This window comes from Enterobacter sp. RHBSTW-00975 (assembly GCF_013615235.1).
GTDB classification, from domain to species: domain Bacteria; phylum Pseudomonadota; class Gammaproteobacteria; order Enterobacterales; family Enterobacteriaceae; genus Enterobacter; species Enterobacter ludwigii.
Map to the genome: position 1 here is coordinate 4,468,730 of NZ_CP055883.1, position 18,441 is coordinate 4,487,170.

Sequence of the window (18,441 nt, forward strand, 5' to 3'; positions counted from 1 at the left end):
AGTTGTGATAAGATGAGCCAATCAGCCGTTATGGCCGTTTATCGAAAGGAAGAAGTTAATGCGCAATCTGGTTAAATATGTCGGGATTGGCCTGCTGGTTGTGGGCCTTGCAGCCTGTGATAACAGCGACACGAAAACGCCTGCTCAGGGCGCGTCTGCAGAGAGCAACGCCACCGGTCAGCCGGTGAGTCTGCTGGACGGTAAACTCAGTTTCTCTCTGCCGGCAGATATGACTGACCAGAGCGGCAAGCTGGGTACCCAGGCGAACAATATGCACGTTTACTCCGATGCAACCGGGCAGAAAGCCGTTATTGTGATTGTGGGCGACGACACCAGCGAAGACCTGGCCGTCATGACCAAACGTCTGGAAGATCAGCAGCGCAGCCGCGATCCGCAGCTGCAGGTCGTGACCAATAAATCTATCGAACTGAAAGGCCACACGCTGCAACAGCTGGACAGCATCATTTCAGCAAAAGGCCAGACCGCTTACTCTTCCGTGGTGCTTGGCAAGGTCGATAACAAACTGCTGACCCTGCAGATCACTCTGCCGGCGGAAAATCAGCAGAAAGCGCAGACAGCTGCTGAAAACATCATTAACACCATCGTGATCCAGTAATTCTTCACGATGATGACGTGGCCTCCGGTGCCTGCACCGGGGGCCATTTTTTTAGCCGCCATGTCAGCATCAATGCGATAACCACCAGACCCGCCGCGGCAAGATAGATTACCGGAACCCCTGCCCACGCCATCACCAGCCCCGCCAGCGGCCCGGTAATGCCCAGCGACATGTCCATAAACACCGTATAGGTCGCCAGCGCCGACCCCTGGTTCTGCTGCGGCACGGCTTTTACCGCGACCACGCCGAGTGCCGGGAAGACCAGCGAAAAGCCAGCGCCGGCGAGGAAAACGCCCATTTTCGCCATCCACGGTGCGGTGGCAATCCCGGTCAGCACCAGCCCGACAATCTCTACCGCAAAGCAGATCAACGCCACATTCAGTCCCCCCAGACGGTTGATACCGTTCGGGAAGAGCAAACGCGCGCCGACAAACGCACAGCTAAACAGCGTCAGGGCAAAGGCTGCGCCGTCCCAGCCTTTGGCGTCATAGAAGAGAGTGATGAACGTGGCGATCACGCCGAAGCCGGTGGTTGCCAGCGCCAGCGCCATACCATAAGGCCAGACGCGCCCTAACACCGCCCTGAACGGCAGTGGCTTGCCTTTGCTGGCCTTCACCTTCGGGCGCGGCAGGGCAAACAGAATCGCGAGCAGCGCGACGACCATAATGGTGATAGCCAGCCCGGATAGCCCGCCATAGGCATAACAAATCACCCCCAGCGGTGCGCCCAGCGCCATTGCGCCGTAAGTGACGATACCGTTCCAGGAGATCACCCGGCCAATATGGGACGCACCCACCACACCCACGCCCCACAGCGTCGAACCGGTACCCGCCAGACTTTGTCCGATACCCAGAATCACTCGCCCCAGACAGAGCAGCGCCAGGCTGACCAGCGGCCAGTGGCTGGTGGTGGCGGCCAGCAGGTAGCCCAGACCACTCAGAAAACAGCCGCAGAGCCCCACAATGACGATGCGCTTTGGCCCAAACAGATCCGCATAGCGCCCGGCATGCGGGCGGCTCAGGAGCGTGGCGAAATACTGCAGGCTGATGACCAGCCCCGCCCAGAATGCGCTAAAACCCATGACGTCATGGACATAGCCCGGCAACACCGCCAGCGGCAGGCCAATCGTCAGATAACTGGCGAAGTTAAAAATCACAACGGAAACAATGCGCAGATTGAGGCGCAATCCGCTCAGCGCCGGTTCGGCGGCATGCTCTGGCATGGGGTTTAACCTGAGTTTTTACAACAGTGTTTCACTATTACCACGGCAGGATAAGAAAATCAGCACTGACTTTCAGATTATCGGCTCCAGACGAAGCGGCCACCGGGCACTACACTTAACGGGCTATCACATTAAGGAACCCGCATGATACCGAACCAGTCCGACAAAGCAGGACTTCACATCTTATTAAAACTCGCCTGCCTGGTGGTTATCCTCGCAGGTATCCATGCTGCCGCTGACATCATTGTCCAGCTCCTGCTGGCGCTCTTTTTTGCCATTGTGCTTAATCCGCTGGTGACCTGGTTTTTGCGCCGGGGCATCAGCCGTCCGGTGGCCATTACTATCGTGGTCATCGTGATGATGATTGCCCTGACGGCGCTTTTCGGCGTGCTGGCGGCGTCGCTCAGTGAATTCTCCACCATGCTTCCGCAGTACAACAAAGAGCTGACGCGTAAGATCGTTTCGCTTCAGGAGATGATGCCTTTTCTTAACCTGCATATCTCACCCGAGCGGATGTTACGCCGCATGGATTCAGAGAAGGTCATGACCTACGCCACCACCCTGATGACCGGCCTTTCCGGCGCGATGGCCAGCATCCTGCTGCTGGTGATGACGGTGGTGTTTATGCTGTTCGAGGTCCGCCATGTTCCTTATAAGCTGCGCTTTGCGCTGAATAACCCGCAAATTCATATTGCGGGTTTACACCGGGCCCTGAAGGGCGTGTCCAAATATCTGGCCCTGAAAACGCTGTTAAGCGTCTGGACCGGGGTGATTGTCTGGCTGGGACTGATGCTGATGGGCGTGCAGTTCGCGCTGATGTGGGGCGTACTGGCGTTTCTGCTGAACTACGTACCCAACATCGGCGCGGTGCTTTCCGCCGTGCCGCCGATGATTCAGGCGTTTCTGTTCAATGGCTTTTACGAATGCATGCTGGTGGGGGCGCTGTTCCTGGTCGTGCATATGGTACTGGGCAATATCCTTGAGCCGCGCATGATGGGCCACCGTCTCGGAATGTCGACGCTGGTGGTGTTCTTGTCGTTGCTGATCTGGGGATGGCTGCTGGGACCGGTCGGGATGTTACTGTCAGTCCCGCTGACCAGCGTGTGTAAGATCTGGATGGAAACCACCAAAGGTGGCAGCAAACTGGCGATCCTGTTGGGTCCCGGGCGACCGAAAAGCCGTCTGCCGGGATAACGGGTCCCACAACGCGTAACAGTGCAACACACCGAAAATTACCGCGACGCTCACCGCGCGGTAATTTTCATTTTCGCTAAGGAGGATTTCGCGTTATTTATCCCGCCCTAATAAATGAATCGTCATGCAAATATTTATTTAACGCAAATTACATGACATATAATTCTCACCCTTTCGTTTCAATGCATTACACCTCCCCTCGCGTAAAATAAATACCCACTTTTATATCGACAAAAATTATCCTCATTAGCGATAATACTCCGCCAAAATATAATTTTTTAAAATTACTGATTTAAATTGTTATTATTGATACGGAGTTGTTGATGAAAAAGATCATTAAATGGTTTGCTGCTGTTGCTGTCGTCGGCGCACTGGCCGGTTGCGCGCGTACCGCCCCAATCGATCAGGTTCACGCTACTGTCAGTACAGGCCACACCGCTGAGCAGGTGAAAACCGCCATTCTGAAAGCAGGCCAGAAGCGCGACTGGATCATGAGCGAAGCGGGCCCGGGCGTAATTAAAGGCCGTCTGCAGGCACGCGACCACTCGGTCGAAATCCGTATTCCTTATTCTGCGACAAGCTATTCAATTAATTACGAAAGCAGTATGAACCTGAAAGCCGCCGACGGTAAAATTCACAAAAACTATAACCGCTGGGTTCATAACCTCGACCACGATATTCAGATGAACCTCTCTGCAGGCGCCGCGCTGTAATATTTTCCTCATGTCGGGCCGACATGGCCCGATAACGTTTTTCTCGGCCTCATAAGGTTACGCACGCATGTACGAAAAGGACACCCTCAACGCGCTGGACGCCATTACCGAAGCGCAACGCATCGCTTTTGCGCCGATGCTGTTTCAGACCGCGCGTTGTCTGCGTAATTCGGGCGTGCTTTCGTGGCTGGATAAAAAAGGGAAAACAGGGGCAAGTCTCGAGGAAATAACCGAAAACAGTACCCTGAGCAGTTATAGCGTAAGCGTATTGCTGGATATGGGATTAAGCGGACGGATCGTTACCTGTAAAGAAGGACGCTATTTCCTGGCAAAGGTGGGCCATTTCTTATTGCATGACACCATGACCCGCGTGAATATGGATTTCACGCAGGATGTTTGTTACCAGGGATTATTCCATCTGGCCGATGCCCTGCAGGAAGAAAAACCGGCGGGATTATCCGTGTTTGGTAACTGGCCAACCATCTATCCGGCATTATCACAATTACCCGCGCAGGCAAAAGAGAGCTGGTTCGCTTTTGATCATTACTATTCTGATGCCGCTTTCGACGCGGCGCTGCCATATATATTCGCAAGCTCGCCGACAAAATTGTACGATGTGGGCGGAAATACGGGTAAATGGGCGTTACGCTGCTGCCGCTATGACGACAATGTTGCCGTGACGATCCTTGACCTGCCACAGCAGATAACGCTGGCGCAGGAAAACATCGAAAAAGCAGGTTTATCTCATCGCATTGACTTCCATGCTGTCGATATGCTTAGTCATGCGACATTGCCGGGTGAAGCCGATATCTGGTGGATGAGCCAGTTCCTGGATTGTTTCTCTCCGGACCAGATTGTCGCCATGTTGACTCGCGTTGCACAGGTTATGAAGCCCGGCGCGCGACTGTGCATCATGGAACTGTTCTGGGATGCCCAAAAATTTGAAGCCGCCTCATTCAGCCTGAATGCTACCTCGCTTTATTTCACCTGTATGGCGAACGGCAACAGCCGGTTTTACAGTGTAGAGAAATTTTATCACTACCTGGAGCGGGCCGGTTTCCACGTAGAACAGCGGCTGGACAACCTTGGGGTAGGTCATACCCTTTTGATTTGTCAAAAAATTGAACAATAGAGCAGTTGAACTGCCCGGCAGGCTTGCCTGTCTTTTAATGATGGTTTTCCGCGGACGCGCGTAGATGAAATTTTCACTGAACATAATTGACTGGCAGGCAAGAGCGCCAGGCCTGAGCGATGCCGCAGAGTGGCAGGCGTGGTCACGCCAGCACCTTACCCTCGACCCGGCTGCGCCGCTGCCTAAGCTTACCGAACTGCCAATGATGACCGCGCGCCGCCTCAACTCGGGCAGTAAGCTGGCGGTAGACCTCGGACTCACCCTGCTTCGCCGCCACGCGATTGATGCCGTTGTCTATTCCAGCCGTCATGGCGAACTGGAGCGTAATTTCCGCATCCTGCACTCCCTGGCGACCGGTCAGGCCGTCTCGCCGACAGACTTTGCCATGTCCGTGCACAATTCGGCGGTGGGCAACCTGACGATCACTGCGCGACACCCCATCGTCTCGTCTTCTGTTTCTGCCGGGCTGGACACCTTCCAGCAGGCATTATATGAAGTGTTGAGCCTGCTTCAGGCGGGCTATTCCCGCGTCTTGCTGGTCGATTTTGACGGCGCCCTGCCCGATTTTTATCATCCGGGTTTACCGCCGCAGATGCCCACCTGGCCCTACGCGCTGGCCCTGGTGATTGAAGCCGGGAGCACACTGCAGTGTGAAACCCACAGCGGCAGCACGGGTGAAGAACCTCCCCTGCCGCAGAGCCTGATGTTCCTGCAACGTTACCTCCGCGATGAACGGCAGTTTGTGGTTTCAGGCGAACGTCTGCTGTGGCAATGGACACGCGAATGAGCCGCCTGACTGCCCGTATCAACTGGTTATGGCGTCTGATGATGACCGGCTTCTGCTTCGTGCTGTTTGGCACGGGCGGGTTGCTGCTGTCGCTGGTGTGGTTCAATCTGCTGTTGCTGGTTCAGCGCGACCGCGCCAGACGCCGTCGCCTGGCGCGTCGCAGTATCGCGGCCAGCTTCCGCTTTTTCTTACATGTCGCCCGTGGCACCGGGGTACTGGACTATCGCATTCACAATCTTGACGCCCTTCGCGGGGATCGCGGTTGTCTGGTGGTGGCCAATCACCCGACGCTGATTGATTACGTGATCCTGGCGTCCGTCATGCCCGAAACCGACTGTCTGGTGAAAAGTGCGTTGCTTCGCAATCCCTTTGTCAGCGGCGTCATTCGCGCAGCGGATTACCTGATTAACAGCGAAGCGGAAACGCTCCTCAGTGCAAGCCAGCAGCGTCTGGCCCAGGGCGACACGCTGTTAATCTTTCCGGAGGGCACACGAACCCGGTCGGGAGAGGCAATTTCCCTCCAGCGCGGCGCGGCAAATATTGCCGTGCGCTGCCACAGCGACCTGCGCATCGTGGTGATCCACTGCAGCGAACCTCTGCTGGATAAAAAAAGTCACTGGTACGACGTACCGCCCGTAAAACCTGTTTTCACCGTAGATGTTCGCGATCGCGTGAATATCGACGCTTTTTACGATGCAAAGACACAAGAACCGGCACTGGCGGCAAGGCAGTTAAACCGGCATCTGCAGCATCGATTAACATCAGGCCTTCAATCTTTGTCAGGAATTAATGATGCAAGCGCTTCATCTTGAAATTAAAAATCTCATCATCACTACGCTGAATCTGGACGAGCTCACCGCCGAGGATATCGATACCGATGCTGCGCTGTTTGGTGATGGACTGGGTCTCGACTCTATCGACGCCCTGGAACTTGGCCTGGCCGTGAAAAACCAGTATGGCGTGGTGCTGTCTGCCGAAAGCGAAGAGATGCGTCAGCACTTCTTTTCCGTCGCCACGCTGGCTTCTTTTATCAACGCTCAACGCGCCTGAGATGTGATCCGTTATGACTGAACAAGAAACCATTTATCAGGAAGTCTGCGAACTCCTGGCTACGCTGTTTGAACTCGACCCACAGGAAATCACGCCTGAGGCTCGCCTGTACGAAGATCTGGATCTGGACAGTATCGATGCAGTGGACATGATTGTTCACCTGCAGAAGAAAACGGGGACGAAAATCAAACCGGAAACCTTCAAATCTGTCCGTACCGTGCAGGATGTGGTTGACGCTGTCGCTCAGCTTTTGCGCGACGAGTAAACCACCGTGCCTGGAGGACGAGCGTTTCCGGCAATCCCACTCCTGACGGGAGTCGTGTTGCTGGCGTGGCCATTCCTGATTGGATTGGGGCTGACGCACAACGGTCTGCACTGGCTGTTGCCGCTGATGGCCCTGGTGCTGGTGCTGCGTCTGCATCAGGCGCGGCGAAACGCAGGCCCGATGCGGTATGTGGTGCAGTGCATTGCGCTGGCAGGCCTGGCGCTCTGCGCGGCAAGCTATCTGCTGAAAGCGCATCAGTGGCTTCTGCTCTATCCGGTGGTGGTTAATCTCGTGATGCTGGCCGTGTTTGGCGGCTCACTGTGGACAACCATGCCGCTGGTTGAACGGCTGGCACGTCTGCGTGAACCGAACTTGCCTCCGGCGGGTGTGCGATATACCCGTAAGGTGACGCTGGTGTGGTGCGGGTTTTTCCTCGGTAACGGTGCGATAGCCTTGTTTACCGTGCTACACGGCGATATGCATGTCTGGACAGTGTGGAACGGTATGGTGGCTTATTTTCTGATGGGCACGCTGATGGCGACAGAGTGGCTGGTGCGTCAACGGGTGATGAAAAAAGAGAAGCTCGATGAATAAACTCCTCCCGCTGAGCCAGTGGTTAAATGCTCCACGCCCTGACGACACGCCGATCGCCTGGCTTGACGATCGTACCTGGACGCTGGGTGAGTTGCGCCACGATGTCACCTTGCTGGTAGAAGCATTGCGACAACTGGAGGGTGAACGCTGGGCGCTGTGCTTTGAAAACAGCTACCTGTTTATTGTTGCGCTGCTGGCCTCACTGCATGCCGGTAAAACCCCGGTCATTCCAGGCCATAGCCGGGTCTCTCTGCTCGACGAACAGCAGTCGCTGTTTAGCGGTGTCCTGAGCGATCAGACGCTGGATATTCAGGGAAAGGTCATTGTGGTGACCTCCTCCCCTCAGCGCGCGCGCCAATGGACACCGTTGCCCGTCATTGACGACGCGCGCTTTGTTGAACTCTTTACCTCGGGCTCCACGGGCACCCCGCGCCGGGTCATTAAGCACATCGCCAGCCTGGACCGTGAAGCACGCCTGCTGGCGAACCGTTTTGGCGAACGCCTGGCGGGCTGCAGCATTGTCGCCTCGGTCGTACCACAACATCTCTATGGCCTGACGTTCCGCATCATGTTGCCAATGGCGATGGGGCTTCCGCTGCACGCCGCCATGCTCTATTACGCTGAGCAGCTGGCGGCACTCCCTCACGACAGGCAGTACCTTTTTATCAGCAGTCCGGCGTTCCTGAAACGGCTGGATACCGAGCTGACTGCCCCTCCCGTCGTGATGCTGATCTCCGCCGGGGGAATGCTGCCCTGGTGCGATGTCATGGAGACCCATGGCTGGCTTAACGTCTGGCCGGATGAAATCTACGGCAGCACCGAAACCGGGATCCTCGCCTGGCGGCATCGTCAGGCGGACAGCGTTCCCTGGCTCGCCTTCCCCAGCGTGGTGTTCCAGAGTGAAGGGGAAATCTGCCGCGTGACCTCCCCGCTCATTCACGAAGCCGCAGGGTTAGAGCTGGACGATATCCTGCACTTCGACAGTAACGGTTTTTTTAGCATTGCCGGACGTCGTGGTCGGGTGGTCAAAATCGAAGAAAAGCGTATCTCACTGAACGAGATTGAACGTCGCCTGCTGGAGCTTGAGGGCATATGTGAAGCCGCAGCATTACCGGTTACCCGCGGAGGTCGTCAGGGTATAGGTGTCCTGCTGGTTCTGGATGAGAAGACCCGTCAGCGCTGGCATCAGCAGGGCAAAAAAACGCAGGAACTGGCCTGGCGCCGCGCCCTGCGGCCCTGGCTTGAGCCGGTCGCCGTCCCCCGCTACTGGCGCATTATCGATGAGATGCCGGTAAACAGTATGAATAAGCGTGTCTATGCGCAGTTACAGGAGTTGTTTCATGAAAATTCATGAAATCGAACGCCACCAGGCACAGCCGCAGCACCTGGAAATCGTTTTGCATCTTGACCCCTCCCTGTTCTGGTTCCAGGGGCATTTTGCCGTACAGCCGTTGCTGCCAGGCGTGGCACAGATTGACTGGGTCATGCACTACGCCACCACGCTGCTGGCACCGGGTTACCGTTTTCACAGCATCCAAAATGTGAAATTCCAGGCCCCTCTGCTGCCGGATACCACGGTCACGCTGGTCCTTAACTGGCATGCCGAACGTCAGATACTGACCTTCAGCTACCAGCGCCATGCCGGTGACGATCGCCATACTGCCAGCAGCGGGAAGATTCGCCTGTGTCAGTAACCTTCCGCCCCTGCGTGCTGATCCCGTGCTACAACCATGGCGCGATGATGGCAAAAGTACTGTCGCGGCTGGCACCGTTCGGCTTGCCCTGTCTGGTGGTCGATGACGGAAGTGACGAGCAGACGCGCCGTATTCTGGAGCGTCTGGCCGCCGGGCAGCCCCAGGTTACGCTGGTACGTCTGGCGCAAAACGCAGGTAAAGGTGCCGCGGTCATTAAGGGGCTGGAAGAGTCTGCCCGCGCGGGCTATACCCACGCCGTACAGGTGGATGCCGACGGCCAGCATGCTATTGAGGATATCCCCAAAATGCTGGCTCTGGCTGAGTGTCACCCGGAGGCGCTGATATCTGGCCAGCCCATTTACGATGATTCCATTCCGCGCTCCCGCCTCTACGGTCGCTGGATAACGCACGTGTGGGTATGGATTGAAACCCTGTCCCTGCAACTTAAAGACAGCATGTGCGGTTTTCGGGTCTACCCGGTCTCGCCCACGCTGCAGCTGGCCGCACGCGTGCCGCTTGGCAAACGTATGGACTTTGACACCGAAGTGATGGTCCGTCTCTACTGGCAGGGCAATACCAGCTATTTTCTGCCGACCCGCGTTACCTATCCGCCGGACGGGTTATCCCATTTCGACGCGCTCAAAGACAACGTGCGAATCTCGCTGATGCACACCCGGCTGTTCTTCGGCATGCTGCCCCGCATTCCCGCCCTGCTGTTTCGTCGTCGCCGCCAGCACTGGGCGCAGCAGGACGAGGTGAAAGGCCTGTGGGGAATGCGCCTGATGCTGCGCGTCTGGCAGCTGTTTGGCCGCCGGGCCTTTACCGTGCTGCTGTGGCCGGTTATCGGGGTGTACTGGCTTGCGGCCCGACCGGCGCGACAGGCTTCACAGCAGTGGACAGCACGAGTGAAGCAGGTGCTGGCGCAGCGGAACATGCCTGTTCCGCCACGCCTTAACAGCTTTTTCCATTTTATGCGCTTCGGTAATGCCATGCTGGATAAAGTCGCCAGCTGGCGCGGCGAACTGAAGTTTCAGCGTGACGTGGTCTTTGCTCCCGGTGCGTATGACGTGCTGGATGCTGACGCATCGCAAGGTAAACTGCTGCTCGCATCGCATCTTGGCGATGTGGAAGCCTGCCGGGCACTGGCTCAGCTGGAAGGCAGCAAAGTCATCAACGCGCTGGTCTTTAGCGATAACGCGCAGCGCTTTAAACAGATCATGACCGAGATGGCCCCCCAGGCGGGGGTTAACCTGATGCCCGTGACGGACATTGGCCCGGATACTGCTATCGCCATCAAAGAGAAGCTTGAGCGCGGTGAATGGGTCGCCATTGTGGGCGATCGCATAGCGGTCACGCCACAGCGCGGCGGCGACTGGCGGGTGATCTGGAGTTCGTTTATGGGACAGCCCGCCCCGTTCCCGCAAGGGCCGTTTATTCTCGCCTCCATTCTGCGCTGCCCGGTAGTGCTGATTTACGCCCTGCGTCAGCAGGGTGCGCTCACGATACACTGCGAACCGTTTGCCGACCCGCTGCTTCTGCCACGCGGGGAGCGCCAGCAGGCGCTGCAACAGGCCGTCGATCGCTATGCACAGCGGCTTGAGCATTACGCCTTAATGTCACCGCTCGACTGGTTTAATTTTTTCGATTTCTGGCACCTGCCGGATGCCAAAGAAAAGGAGTAAAGGGTGCTGACCGATCCCCGCTTTACGACCGAAGTAGAAATCACCGTTCCGTTCCACGATGTCGATATGATGGGCGTGGTCTGGCACGGCAACTATTTCCGCTACTTTGAGATTGCCCGCGAGGCGCTGCTCAACCAGTTTAACTACGGTTATCGCCAGATGAAGGCGTCAGGCTATGTCTGGCCGGTAGTCGATACCCGGGTGAAATACCGCGATGCGGTGACCTTTGAGCAGCGCATCCGTGTGCGCGCGCACATCGAAGAGTATGAAAACCGTCTGCGCATCGCCTATCAAATTTTCGACGCGCAAACCGGTAAACGCACCACCACCGGCTATACCATCCAGGTGGCCGTCGAAGAAGCCAGCCGTGAAATGTGCTTTGTCAGCCCGGCTATATTGTTTGAACGAATGGGAGTTACGCCATGAAATGGTTGCCTGTGCTGGCACTGATGATCAGCCCGCTGGTGAGCGCCGTAACGCTGGATGAGCTGCAGCAGCGGTTTACCGGGCAACCTGTCGTGCGCGCGCATTTCGAACAGGTCCGGACGATTAAGGATCTGCCGCAGCCGCTGCGTTCGCAGGGCGAAATGTTGATCGCACGCGACAGCGGCCTGCTGTGGGATCAAAAAGCGCCTTTCCACATGACGTTGTTGCTGGATGATAAACGGATGATCCAGACGATCAACGGCCAGCCTCCGCAGACCATCACCGCCGACAATAATCCGCAGATGTTCCAGTTCAACCACCTGCTGCGGGCGCTGTTCCAGGCTGACCGCAAGGTGCTGGAAGAGAACTTCCGCATCGATTTTCGCGATCTCGGCGAAGGCCGCTGGTCGCTGGTGCTGACCCCCACAACGACACCGCTGGACAAAATTTTCGCTACCCTCGATCTGGGCGGCGCGACCTACCTTGAGACGATTCGCCTCAACGATAAGCAGGGCGATCGTACCGATATCGTCCTTTCCCGCCACACACTGACGCCCGCCAGCCTGACCGATGACGAACGCCAACGCTTTGCCGCACCGTAAATCCCTGCGCCCGGCGCTGCTGTAGGCGACGGTATGCCTGATTCTGTTGGGCGTGTTGCTGTCGCTGCTGCCCGGCGCGCGCCTGAACAGCAGCGTACTGGCTATGCTGCCGAAGCAGACGCTCGGGGCAATCCCGCCGGCACTCAACGACGCGTTTATACAGCGTCTTGACCGCCAGCTTGTCTGGCTGGTCAGTCCCGGTAAAGAACCCGATCCGCGGGTGGCGCAGCAGTGGCTGGATCTGTTGAAAAACAGCCATTCGCTCAGGGAGGTTAAAGGCCCGATGGACGCCGCCGGGCAAAAGGCCTGGGGCGAGTTCTTCTGGCAGCATCGCAACGGCCTGATTGATTCAGCCACCCGGGCCCGCCTGCAAAACGGCGGTGAGGCGCAGGCGCAGTGGATTTTATCCCAGCTCTACTCGGCCTTTTCCGGCGTGAGTGGCAAAGAGTTGCAAAACGATCCCCTGATGCTGATGCGCGGCTCGCAGCTGGCGCTGGCGCAAAACAGCCAGAAGCTACGGCTGATGGACGGCTGGCTGGTCACCCAGGATGCCAGTGGAAATTACTGGTATATGCTGCACGGTGAGCTGGCGGGATCATCGTTTGATATGCAGCAAACCCATCAGATGGTAACCACCCTTACCGCCCTGCAGGAGACGCTGAAAACGCGCTTTCCGCAGGCGCAGCTGCTCTCACGCGGTACCGTGTTTTACAGTGATTACGCCAGCCAGCAGGCAAAACGGGACATCTCCACGCTGGGCATCGTCACGATCCTTGGAGTTATCCTGCTCATCCTGGCAGTGTTTCGTTCCCTGAACCCCCTGCTGCTGTGTCTGATTTCCATTGCCACAGGTGCGCTGGCGGGCACGGTGGTGACGCTGCTGCTGTTTGGCGAACTGCATCTGATGACGCTGGTGATGAGCATGAGCATCATCGGAATTTCAGCGGATTACACGCTCTATTACCTCACCGAACGCATGGTGCACGGCGCAGAACATTCCCCGTGGCAAAGCCTGGCCAAAGTGCGTAATGCGCTGCTGCTGGCGCTGCTGACGACCGTTGCCGCCTACCTGATTATGATGCTGGCCCCCTTCCCCGGGATCCGCCAGATGGCGGTGTTTGCCGCGGTGGGGCTGAGCGCCTCCTGCCTGACGGTGATTTTCTGGCATCCCTGGCTGTGCCGTGGTTTGCCGGTGCGCCCGGTTCCGTTTATGGTCCTGATGTTGCGCTGGTTGGCCGCCTGGCGACGCAATAAAAAACTCTCTGTGGGCCTGCCTGTGGTACTGGCGCTGGTCTCGGCTGCCGGGCTTGCCACCCTGAAGGTCAACGACGATATCGCCCAGCTACAGGCGCTCCCCAAAGACATTCTGGCGCAGGAGAAAACCATTACCGCCCTGACCGGGCAAGGTGTCGATCAGAAATGGTTTGTGGTGTATGGCGCATCGCCGCAGCAAACGCTGGAACGGCTGGAAGCCTTTACCCCGGCGTTAGCCCAGGCCCAAAAAGCGGGGGATATTACCCGCTGGCGGACCCTGCCCTTAAATTCGCTGGCGCGCCAGAAAAGCGATCTGCTGCTGTTGCAGCAGGCCGCGCCGGCCATAACGAACGCGCTGCGAAACGCGGGGCTGAGCACCGTCACACCGAATCTGAATGCCATGCCCGTGAGCGTGGAGGCGTGGCTCGCCAGCCCGGCCAGCGAAGGCTGGCGTCTGCTGTGGCTGACCCTGCCTGACGGCGAAAGCGGTGTGTTAGTGCCGGTGGACAACGCCCGCAACAGCGCCGCACTCAGCGAAGTAGCCGCCCGTCATGCGGGCGTCGTCTGGGTCGATCGCAAGGCCAGTTTTGACAGCCTGTTTGCGCTCTACCGCACGCTGTTAACGGGACTCTTGTTTGTCGCGCTGGCGGTGATTGCCTGCGGGGCGATGGTACGCCTCGGCTGGCGAAAAGGGCTTATCAGTCTGGTCCCGTCCGTGCTGTCGCTCAGCTGCGGGCTGGCCGCGCTGGCCGTCACGGGGCATCCGGTAAATCTGTTTTCACTGCTGGCGCTGGTCCTGGTGCTCGGCATTGGCATTAACTACACGCTGTTTTTCGGCAACCCGCGCGGTACGCCGCTGACGTCGATGCTGGCCATCACGCTGGCGATGATGACCACGCTGCTGACGTTAGGCATGCTCGTGTTCAGCGCCACGCAGGCCATCAGCAGCTTCGGTATTGTGCTGGTGAGCGGCATTTTTACCGCCTTCCTGCTGGCGCCGCTGGCGATGCCTGTTAAGAAAGAGAGAAAACGAAAATGAATGCTTTTTACCGCGCAGCCGCGCTGGTCGCGACGCTGCTGCTGGCAGGCTGTAGCCATTCGACCGATACTGAAGGGACGCGCCCGCAGGCCTGGCTTCAGCCGGGAACCCGAGTGACGCTGCCGCCGCCCGGTATTACCCCGGCGGTCAGTTCGCAGCAGCTGCTGACCGGAACCTTCAACGGACAAACGCAGTCCCTGCTGGTCATGCTCAACGCGGATGATCACAAAGTGACGCTTGCCGGGCTCTCTTCCGTCGGTATCCGTCTGTTCCTGGCGACTTACGACGACACCGGGATCCACACCGAACAGTCGATCGTTGTGCCGCAGCTGCCTCCCGCCAGCCAGGTACTGGCCGATGTGATGCTCAGCCATTGGCCACTCAGTGCCTGGCAGCCACAACTGCCAAAGGGCTGGACGCTTAAAGACAAGGGCGATCGGCGCGAGCTACGCAATGCCAGCGGCAAGCTGGTGACTGACATTGTCTACCTGCAACGCAAAGGCAAGCGCGTGCCAATCAGCATCGAGCAACACGTCTTTAACTACCACATCACCATTCAATATCTGGGTGACTGAGATGATTTACATTTCTGCTGTTGGCATGGTCAACGCGCTGGGTAACTCGCTGGATGAGATTGCCGCTAACCTGACGGTGGGCGTAGCCCCTGGCATGCATTGTCGGTCCGGCTGGTTGCAGGATGCGCCCGACGCCGTGCTGGGTGGCGTGGAAGGCGAGTTGCCGTCCATTCCGGATACCCTGTCCGCGCACCGCACCCGCAATAACCAGCTGCTGCTGGCCGCGCTGGCACAGATTCAATCCGCCGTTGACGACGCGATTGCCCGGGTTGGCCGCGACCGCGTGGCCGTGGTTTTGGGTACCAGCACCTCCGGCCTCGATGAAGGGGATGAGCACGTACGATTAACGCTCAACGGCGAAGCCAGCACTCGGTGGCAGTATCCGCAACAGGAGCTGGGCGATCCGTCCCGCTTTCTGGCAAACTGGTTACAGCTGGAGGGCCCGGCATATACCCTCTCGACCGCCTGCTCCTCCAGCGCGCGGGCAATTATCAGCGGCCGGCGTCTGATTGACGCCGGGCTGGTGGATATTGCCATTGTGGGCGGCGCAGATACCCTGAGCCGGATGCCCGTCAATGGCTTTCACAGTCTGGAATCGCTTTCTCCAACGCTCTGCGAGCCGTTTGGCCGCGACCGTCGGGGTATCACCATTGGTGAAGCCGCTGCGCTGATGGTGTTGACCCGTGAGCCCGCCGGGGTCGCGCTGCTGGGAACAGGCGAGTCCAGCGATGCTTACCATATTTCGGCGCCGCATCCGCAGGGTGAAGGCGCCATTCGCGCCATTACCCAGGCGCTCAATGACGCAGGTCTGCAGCCGGAGGATATTGGCTATATCAACCTGCACGGCACCGCCACACCGCTCAATGACCAGATTGAATCACACGTGGTACACGACCTCTTTGGAGAAAACGTGCCCTGCAGTTCTACCAAACATCTTACCGGCCATACGCTGGGCGCTGCCGGTATCACCGAAGCGGCGTTGAGCTGGCTTATTCTGACGCGTGACCTGCCGTTACCCCCACAGGATTTCGCCCGCTACGCGCCGGACGAGACGCTGTCGCCGTGCGGCGTGCTGCACCAGAGCACGGCGCTGAAAAAACCGGTCATTTTATCTAACTCGTTCGCGTTTGGTGGCAACAACGCCAGCATCCTGCTGGGGAGAGTGTCATGAGCTACTTATCACCCGTCGACTATCTGCCGCACGATGCGCCAATGATGCTGCTGGGATCCGTTGAACGCGTCACCGACGATTCCGCCGTATGCCGTGTCGCGGTCAACGGCCAAAGCGTACTGGCGCCCTTTTTGAATGCCGAGGGCGATTTGCCTGGCTGGTACGCGCTCGAACTGATGGCGCAGACCGTTGGCGTCTGGTCAGGCTGGCATCGCCAGCAGAAAGGGCAAGATCATATTGCGCTGGGCATGGTGCTGGGTGCGCGCGAGTTGGTCTGCGCCAGTGGACATTTCGCAAAAGACGCGACGCTGGACATCACCGTCAGACTGCTGATGCAGGATGAACGCTTCGGCAGTTTTGAATGTACGATCTCCTCAGGTGAGGAGACGCTGGCCACGGGCCGGGTCAATACCTTCCAGCCGAGCGCAGAAGAATTAACATCGCTTTTTAATCAGGGATCTCACGCATGAGTCGTTCCGTACTGGTCACCGGGGCCAGCAAAGGCATTGGTCGTGCCATCGCCTGCCAGCTTGCCGCTGACGGGTTTACCGTAGGCGTACATTACCACCGTGACGCCGCAGGCGCGCAGGCGACGCTGGATACCATCACACAGGCGGGCGGTCAGGGTCGCCTGCTCTCTTTCGATGCAGGTAACCGCGAACAGTGCCGTGACGTGCTGGAGCAGAATATCGAGGCCCACGGCGCATGGTATGGCGTGGTCAGTAATGCCGGTATCACCCGCGACGGTGCGTTTCCGGCCCTCAGCGAAGACGACTGGGACAGCGTCATCCATACCAATCTCGACAGTTTTTATAACGTTATTCAACCCTGCATTATGCCGATGATCGCCACCCGAAAAGGGGGGCGCATTATCACCTTATCCTCCGTGTCCGGCATGATGGGCAACCGCGGTCAGGTGAACTACAGCGCGGCAAAAGCGGGCATTATTGGCGCGACCAAAGCACTGGCAATTGAGCTGGCAAAACGCAAAATCACCGTGAACTGCATTGCGCCGGGGCTGATTGATACCGGCATGATTGAAATGGAAGAGGCTGCGCTGAAAGAGGCAATGTCCATCATTCCCATGAAACGGATGGGCCAGGCCGAAGAGGTTGCAGGACTTGCCAGCTATCTGATGTCAGATATTGCAGGCTACGTTACCCGCCAGGTCATTTCCATTAACGGAGGAATGCTATGACGCGTCGCGTGGTGATTACCGGTATGGGCGGCGTTACCGCCTTCGGTGAGGACTGGCAATCCGTTTCCCGCAGGCTGCTGGCGTATGACAACGCGGTACGCAAAATGCCGGAGTGGCAGGTTTACGATGGCCTCCACACCCTGCTGGGCGCGCCGATTGATGATTTCACCCTGCCGGAACACTATACCCGCAAGCGTATTCGCGCCATGGGCCGCGTGTCGTTAATGTCAACCCGTGCCACCGAGCTGGCGCTGGAGCAGGCGGGGCTGATTGGCGAGGCGGTGCTCACGAATGGCCAAACCGGTATCGCCTATGGCTCCTCCACAGGCAGTACCGGGCCAGTCAGCGAATTCGCCACCATGCTCACCGAAAAACACACCCACAACATCACCGGTACGACCTATGTGCAGATGATGCCGCACACGACCGCGGTGAATACCGGCCTGTTCTTTGGCCTTCGGGGTCGCGTTATTCCGACGTCGAGTGCCTGTACGTCGGGCAGTCAGGCCATTGGCTACGCCTGGGAAGCCATTCGTCACGGTTATCAGACCGTGATGGTCGCAGGCGGAGCAGAGGAGCTTTGTCCGTCAGAGGCGGCGGTATTTGACACCTTATTCGCGACCAGCCAGCGCAACGATGCGCCGAAAACCACCCCTTCGCCATTTGATACGCAGCGTGATGGTCTGGTCATTGGGGAAGGCGCAGGCACCCTGATTCTGGAAGAGCTTGAGCATGCCAGAGCACGCGGTGCAACTATCTATGGCGAGATCGTTGGCTTCGCCACCAACTGTGATGCAGCCCATATCACCCAGCCACAACGTGACACCATGCAAATTTGTATGGAGCAGTCGCTGGCGTTAGCAGGGTTAAGCGCGCGGGACATGGGGTACATCTCCGCGCACGGTACCGCCACCGATCGCGGTGATATCGCCGAAAGCCAGGCCACCGCCGCCATCTTTGGCGACAACGTGCCAATTTCGTCGCTGAAGAGCTATTTTGGCCACACGTTAGGCGCCTGTGGGGCATTGGAAGCCTGGATGAGTCTGCAGATGATGCGTGAGGGCTGGTTTGCCCCGACGCTCAATTTAAGACAACCGGATGAGCAATGTGGTGCTTTAGATTATATTATGGGTGAAGCCCGTCAGATTGACTGCGAGTATCTACAAAGCAATAACTTCGCATTTGGCGGCATCAACACGTCGATAATCATCAAACGCTGGGCGTAAC

At 57.8% G+C, this 18,441-nt stretch carries 21 protein-coding genes; 20 read left to right on the plus strand and 1 reads right to left on the minus strand.

What is annotated here, in order from left to right; translation table 11 throughout:
- Window positions 1-58: 58 nt before the first annotated feature.
- Window positions 59-616, plus strand: coding sequence for a DcrB family lipoprotein (locus tag HV340_RS21665; protein WP_014172025.1), 558 nt, complete (start codon window positions 59-61; stop codon window positions 614-616).
- Between the two features lie 4 nt (window positions 617-620).
- On the opposite strand, the gene HV340_RS21670 is transcribed toward HV340_RS21665, so the two are convergent.
- Window positions 621-1,838 carry an MFS transporter gene (locus HV340_RS21670; RefSeq protein ID WP_020884535.1) on the minus strand — a complete coding sequence of 406 codons (1,218 nt, stop codon included), beginning with the start codon at window positions 1,836-1,838 and terminating at the stop codon, window positions 621-623.
- Between the two features lie 144 nt (window positions 1,839-1,982).
- On the opposite strand from HV340_RS21670, the gene HV340_RS21675 reads away from it, so the two are divergent.
- The 19 genes from HV340_RS21675 to HV340_RS21765 all read left to right on the plus strand — a co-directional run bounded on the left by HV340_RS21675 (window position 1,983) and on the right by HV340_RS21765 (window position 18,440).
- Window positions 1,983-3,032 carry an AI-2E family transporter gene (locus HV340_RS21675; protein ID WP_014172027.1) on the plus strand — a complete coding sequence of 350 codons (1,050 nt, stop codon included), beginning with the start codon at window positions 1,983-1,985 and terminating at the stop codon, window positions 3,030-3,032.
- Between the two features lie 323 nt (window positions 3,033-3,355).
- A complete protein-coding gene (locus HV340_RS21680) occupies window positions 3,356-3,745 on the plus strand; it encodes a hypothetical protein (RefSeq protein WP_020884534.1) in 390 nt (129 codons plus the stop codon).
- 67 nt (window positions 3,746-3,812) lie between these two features.
- Window positions 3,813-4,877, plus strand: a complete 1,065-nt coding sequence (locus HV340_RS21685; RefSeq protein WP_181216218.1) for a class I SAM-dependent methyltransferase — start codon at window positions 3,813-3,815, stop codon at window positions 4,875-4,877.
- A gap of 64 nt (window positions 4,878-4,941) precedes the next feature.
- On the plus strand, window positions 4,942-5,664 hold the full coding sequence (locus HV340_RS21690) for a beta-ketoacyl synthase chain length factor (RefSeq protein WP_032679149.1): 723 nt from the start codon (window positions 4,942-4,944) through the stop codon (window positions 5,662-5,664).
- On the plus strand, window positions 5,661-6,476 hold the full coding sequence (locus HV340_RS21695; protein ID WP_025202835.1) for a lysophospholipid acyltransferase family protein: 816 nt from the start codon (window positions 5,661-5,663) through the stop codon (window positions 6,474-6,476). Before HV340_RS21690 ends, HV340_RS21695 begins: the two co-directional genes overlap by 4 nt.
- Entirely contained in the window at window positions 6,457-6,714 is a 258-nt protein-coding gene (locus HV340_RS21700) for a phosphopantetheine-binding protein (protein ID WP_020884530.1), read from the plus strand. The genes HV340_RS21695 and HV340_RS21700 overlap by 20 nt, the downstream gene beginning before the upstream one ends.
- A gap of 13 nt (window positions 6,715-6,727) precedes the next feature.
- Window positions 6,728-6,979 (plus strand): acyl carrier protein, encoded by a 252-nt coding sequence (locus HV340_RS21705; RefSeq protein WP_014172033.1) that lies wholly within the window; start codon window positions 6,728-6,730, stop codon window positions 6,977-6,979.
- A 6-nt stretch (window positions 6,980-6,985) separates the two neighbouring features.
- Entirely contained in the window at window positions 6,986-7,573 is a 588-nt protein-coding gene (locus HV340_RS21710; protein ID WP_014172034.1) for a hypothetical protein, read from the plus strand.
- Entirely contained in the window at window positions 7,566-8,927 is a 1,362-nt protein-coding gene (locus tag HV340_RS21715) for an acyl-CoA synthetase (protein ID WP_181216219.1), read from the plus strand. The genes HV340_RS21710 and HV340_RS21715 overlap by 8 nt, the downstream gene beginning before the upstream one ends.
- Window positions 8,914-9,267, plus strand: a complete 354-nt coding sequence (locus tag HV340_RS21720; protein ID WP_020884527.1) for a beta-hydroxyacyl-ACP dehydratase — start codon at window positions 8,914-8,916, stop codon at window positions 9,265-9,267. Before HV340_RS21715 ends, HV340_RS21720 begins: the two co-directional genes overlap by 14 nt.
- Window positions 9,258-10,949 (plus strand): glycosyltransferase family 2 protein, encoded by a 1,692-nt coding sequence (locus tag HV340_RS21725; RefSeq protein ID WP_181216220.1) that lies wholly within the window; start codon window positions 9,258-9,260, stop codon window positions 10,947-10,949. Before HV340_RS21720 ends, HV340_RS21725 begins: the two co-directional genes overlap by 10 nt.
- 3 nt (window positions 10,950-10,952) lie before the next feature.
- Window positions 10,953-11,375: a thioesterase family protein gene (locus tag HV340_RS21730; RefSeq protein WP_014172038.1), complete on the plus strand. Its 423-nt coding sequence runs from the start codon at window positions 10,953-10,955 to the stop codon at window positions 11,373-11,375.
- On the plus strand, window positions 11,372-11,977 hold the full coding sequence (locus HV340_RS21735; protein ID WP_020884525.1) for an outer membrane lipoprotein carrier protein LolA: 606 nt from the start codon (window positions 11,372-11,374) through the stop codon (window positions 11,975-11,977). Before HV340_RS21730 ends, HV340_RS21735 begins: the two co-directional genes overlap by 4 nt.
- A gap of 37 nt (window positions 11,978-12,014) precedes the next feature.
- The gene (locus HV340_RS21740; protein WP_249415719.1) at window positions 12,015-14,270 is read left to right on the plus strand and encodes an MMPL family transporter; all 2,256 of its coding nucleotides are present in this window, start codon (window positions 12,015-12,017) and stop codon (window positions 14,268-14,270) included.
- Window positions 14,267-14,845 carry a DUF3261 domain-containing protein gene (locus HV340_RS21745; protein WP_014172042.1) on the plus strand — a complete coding sequence of 193 codons (579 nt, stop codon included), beginning with the start codon at window positions 14,267-14,269 and terminating at the stop codon, window positions 14,843-14,845. Before HV340_RS21740 ends, HV340_RS21745 begins: the two co-directional genes overlap by 4 nt.
- A 1-nt stretch (window position 14,846) precedes the next feature.
- Entirely contained in the window at window positions 14,847-16,016 is a 1,170-nt protein-coding gene (locus HV340_RS21750; RefSeq protein ID WP_181216221.1) for a beta-ketoacyl-[acyl-carrier-protein] synthase family protein, read from the plus strand.
- Window positions 16,013-16,486: a hypothetical protein gene (locus tag HV340_RS21755; protein WP_020884522.1), complete on the plus strand. Its 474-nt coding sequence runs from the start codon at window positions 16,013-16,015 to the stop codon at window positions 16,484-16,486. Before HV340_RS21750 ends, HV340_RS21755 begins: the two co-directional genes overlap by 4 nt.
- The gene (locus HV340_RS21760; RefSeq protein WP_014172045.1) at window positions 16,483-17,214 is read left to right on the plus strand and encodes a 3-ketoacyl-ACP reductase FabG2; all 732 of its coding nucleotides are present in this window, start codon (window positions 16,483-16,485) and stop codon (window positions 17,212-17,214) included. Before HV340_RS21755 ends, HV340_RS21760 begins: the two co-directional genes overlap by 4 nt.
- Entirely contained in the window at window positions 17,211-18,440 is a 1,230-nt protein-coding gene (locus tag HV340_RS21765) for a beta-ketoacyl-ACP synthase (RefSeq protein ID WP_020884520.1), read from the plus strand. Before HV340_RS21760 ends, HV340_RS21765 begins: the two co-directional genes overlap by 4 nt.
- Window position 18,441: the final 1 nt, after the last annotated feature.

Coding starts and splice junctions, on each gene's coding strand:
- HV340_RS21665 (WP_014172025.1), top strand. CDS start 59: ATGCGCAATCTGGTTAAATATGTCGGGATTGGCCTGCTGGTTGTGGGC.
- HV340_RS21670 (WP_020884535.1), bottom strand. CDS start 1,838: ATGCCAGAGCATGCCGCCGAACCGGCGCTGAGCGGATTGCGCCTCAAT.
- HV340_RS21675 (WP_014172027.1), top strand. CDS start 1,983: ATGATACCGAACCAGTCCGACAAAGCAGGACTTCACATCTTATTAAAA.
- HV340_RS21680 (WP_020884534.1), top strand. CDS start 3,356: ATGAAAAAGATCATTAAATGGTTTGCTGCTGTTGCTGTCGTCGGCGCA.
- HV340_RS21685 (WP_181216218.1), top strand. CDS start 3,813: ATGTACGAAAAGGACACCCTCAACGCGCTGGACGCCATTACCGAAGCG.
- HV340_RS21690 (WP_032679149.1), top strand. CDS start 4,942: ATGAAATTTTCACTGAACATAATTGACTGGCAGGCAAGAGCGCCAGGC.
- HV340_RS21695 (WP_025202835.1), top strand. CDS start 5,661: ATGAGCCGCCTGACTGCCCGTATCAACTGGTTATGGCGTCTGATGATG.
- HV340_RS21700 (WP_020884530.1), top strand. CDS start 6,457: ATGCAAGCGCTTCATCTTGAAATTAAAAATCTCATCATCACTACGCTG.
- HV340_RS21705 (WP_014172033.1), top strand. CDS start 6,728: ATGACTGAACAAGAAACCATTTATCAGGAAGTCTGCGAACTCCTGGCT.
- HV340_RS21715 (WP_181216219.1), top strand. CDS start 7,566: ATGAATAAACTCCTCCCGCTGAGCCAGTGGTTAAATGCTCCACGCCCT.
- HV340_RS21720 (WP_020884527.1), top strand. CDS start 8,914: ATGAAAATTCATGAAATCGAACGCCACCAGGCACAGCCGCAGCACCTG.
- HV340_RS21735 (WP_020884525.1), top strand. CDS start 11,372: ATGAAATGGTTGCCTGTGCTGGCACTGATGATCAGCCCGCTGGTGAGC.
- HV340_RS21745 (WP_014172042.1), top strand. CDS start 14,267: ATGAATGCTTTTTACCGCGCAGCCGCGCTGGTCGCGACGCTGCTGCTG.
- HV340_RS21750 (WP_181216221.1), top strand. CDS start 14,847: ATGATTTACATTTCTGCTGTTGGCATGGTCAACGCGCTGGGTAACTCG.
- HV340_RS21755 (WP_020884522.1), top strand. CDS start 16,013: ATGAGCTACTTATCACCCGTCGACTATCTGCCGCACGATGCGCCAATG.
- HV340_RS21760 (WP_014172045.1), top strand. CDS start 16,483: ATGAGTCGTTCCGTACTGGTCACCGGGGCCAGCAAAGGCATTGGTCGT.
- HV340_RS21765 (WP_020884520.1), top strand. CDS start 17,211: ATGACGCGTCGCGTGGTGATTACCGGTATGGGCGGCGTTACCGCCTTC.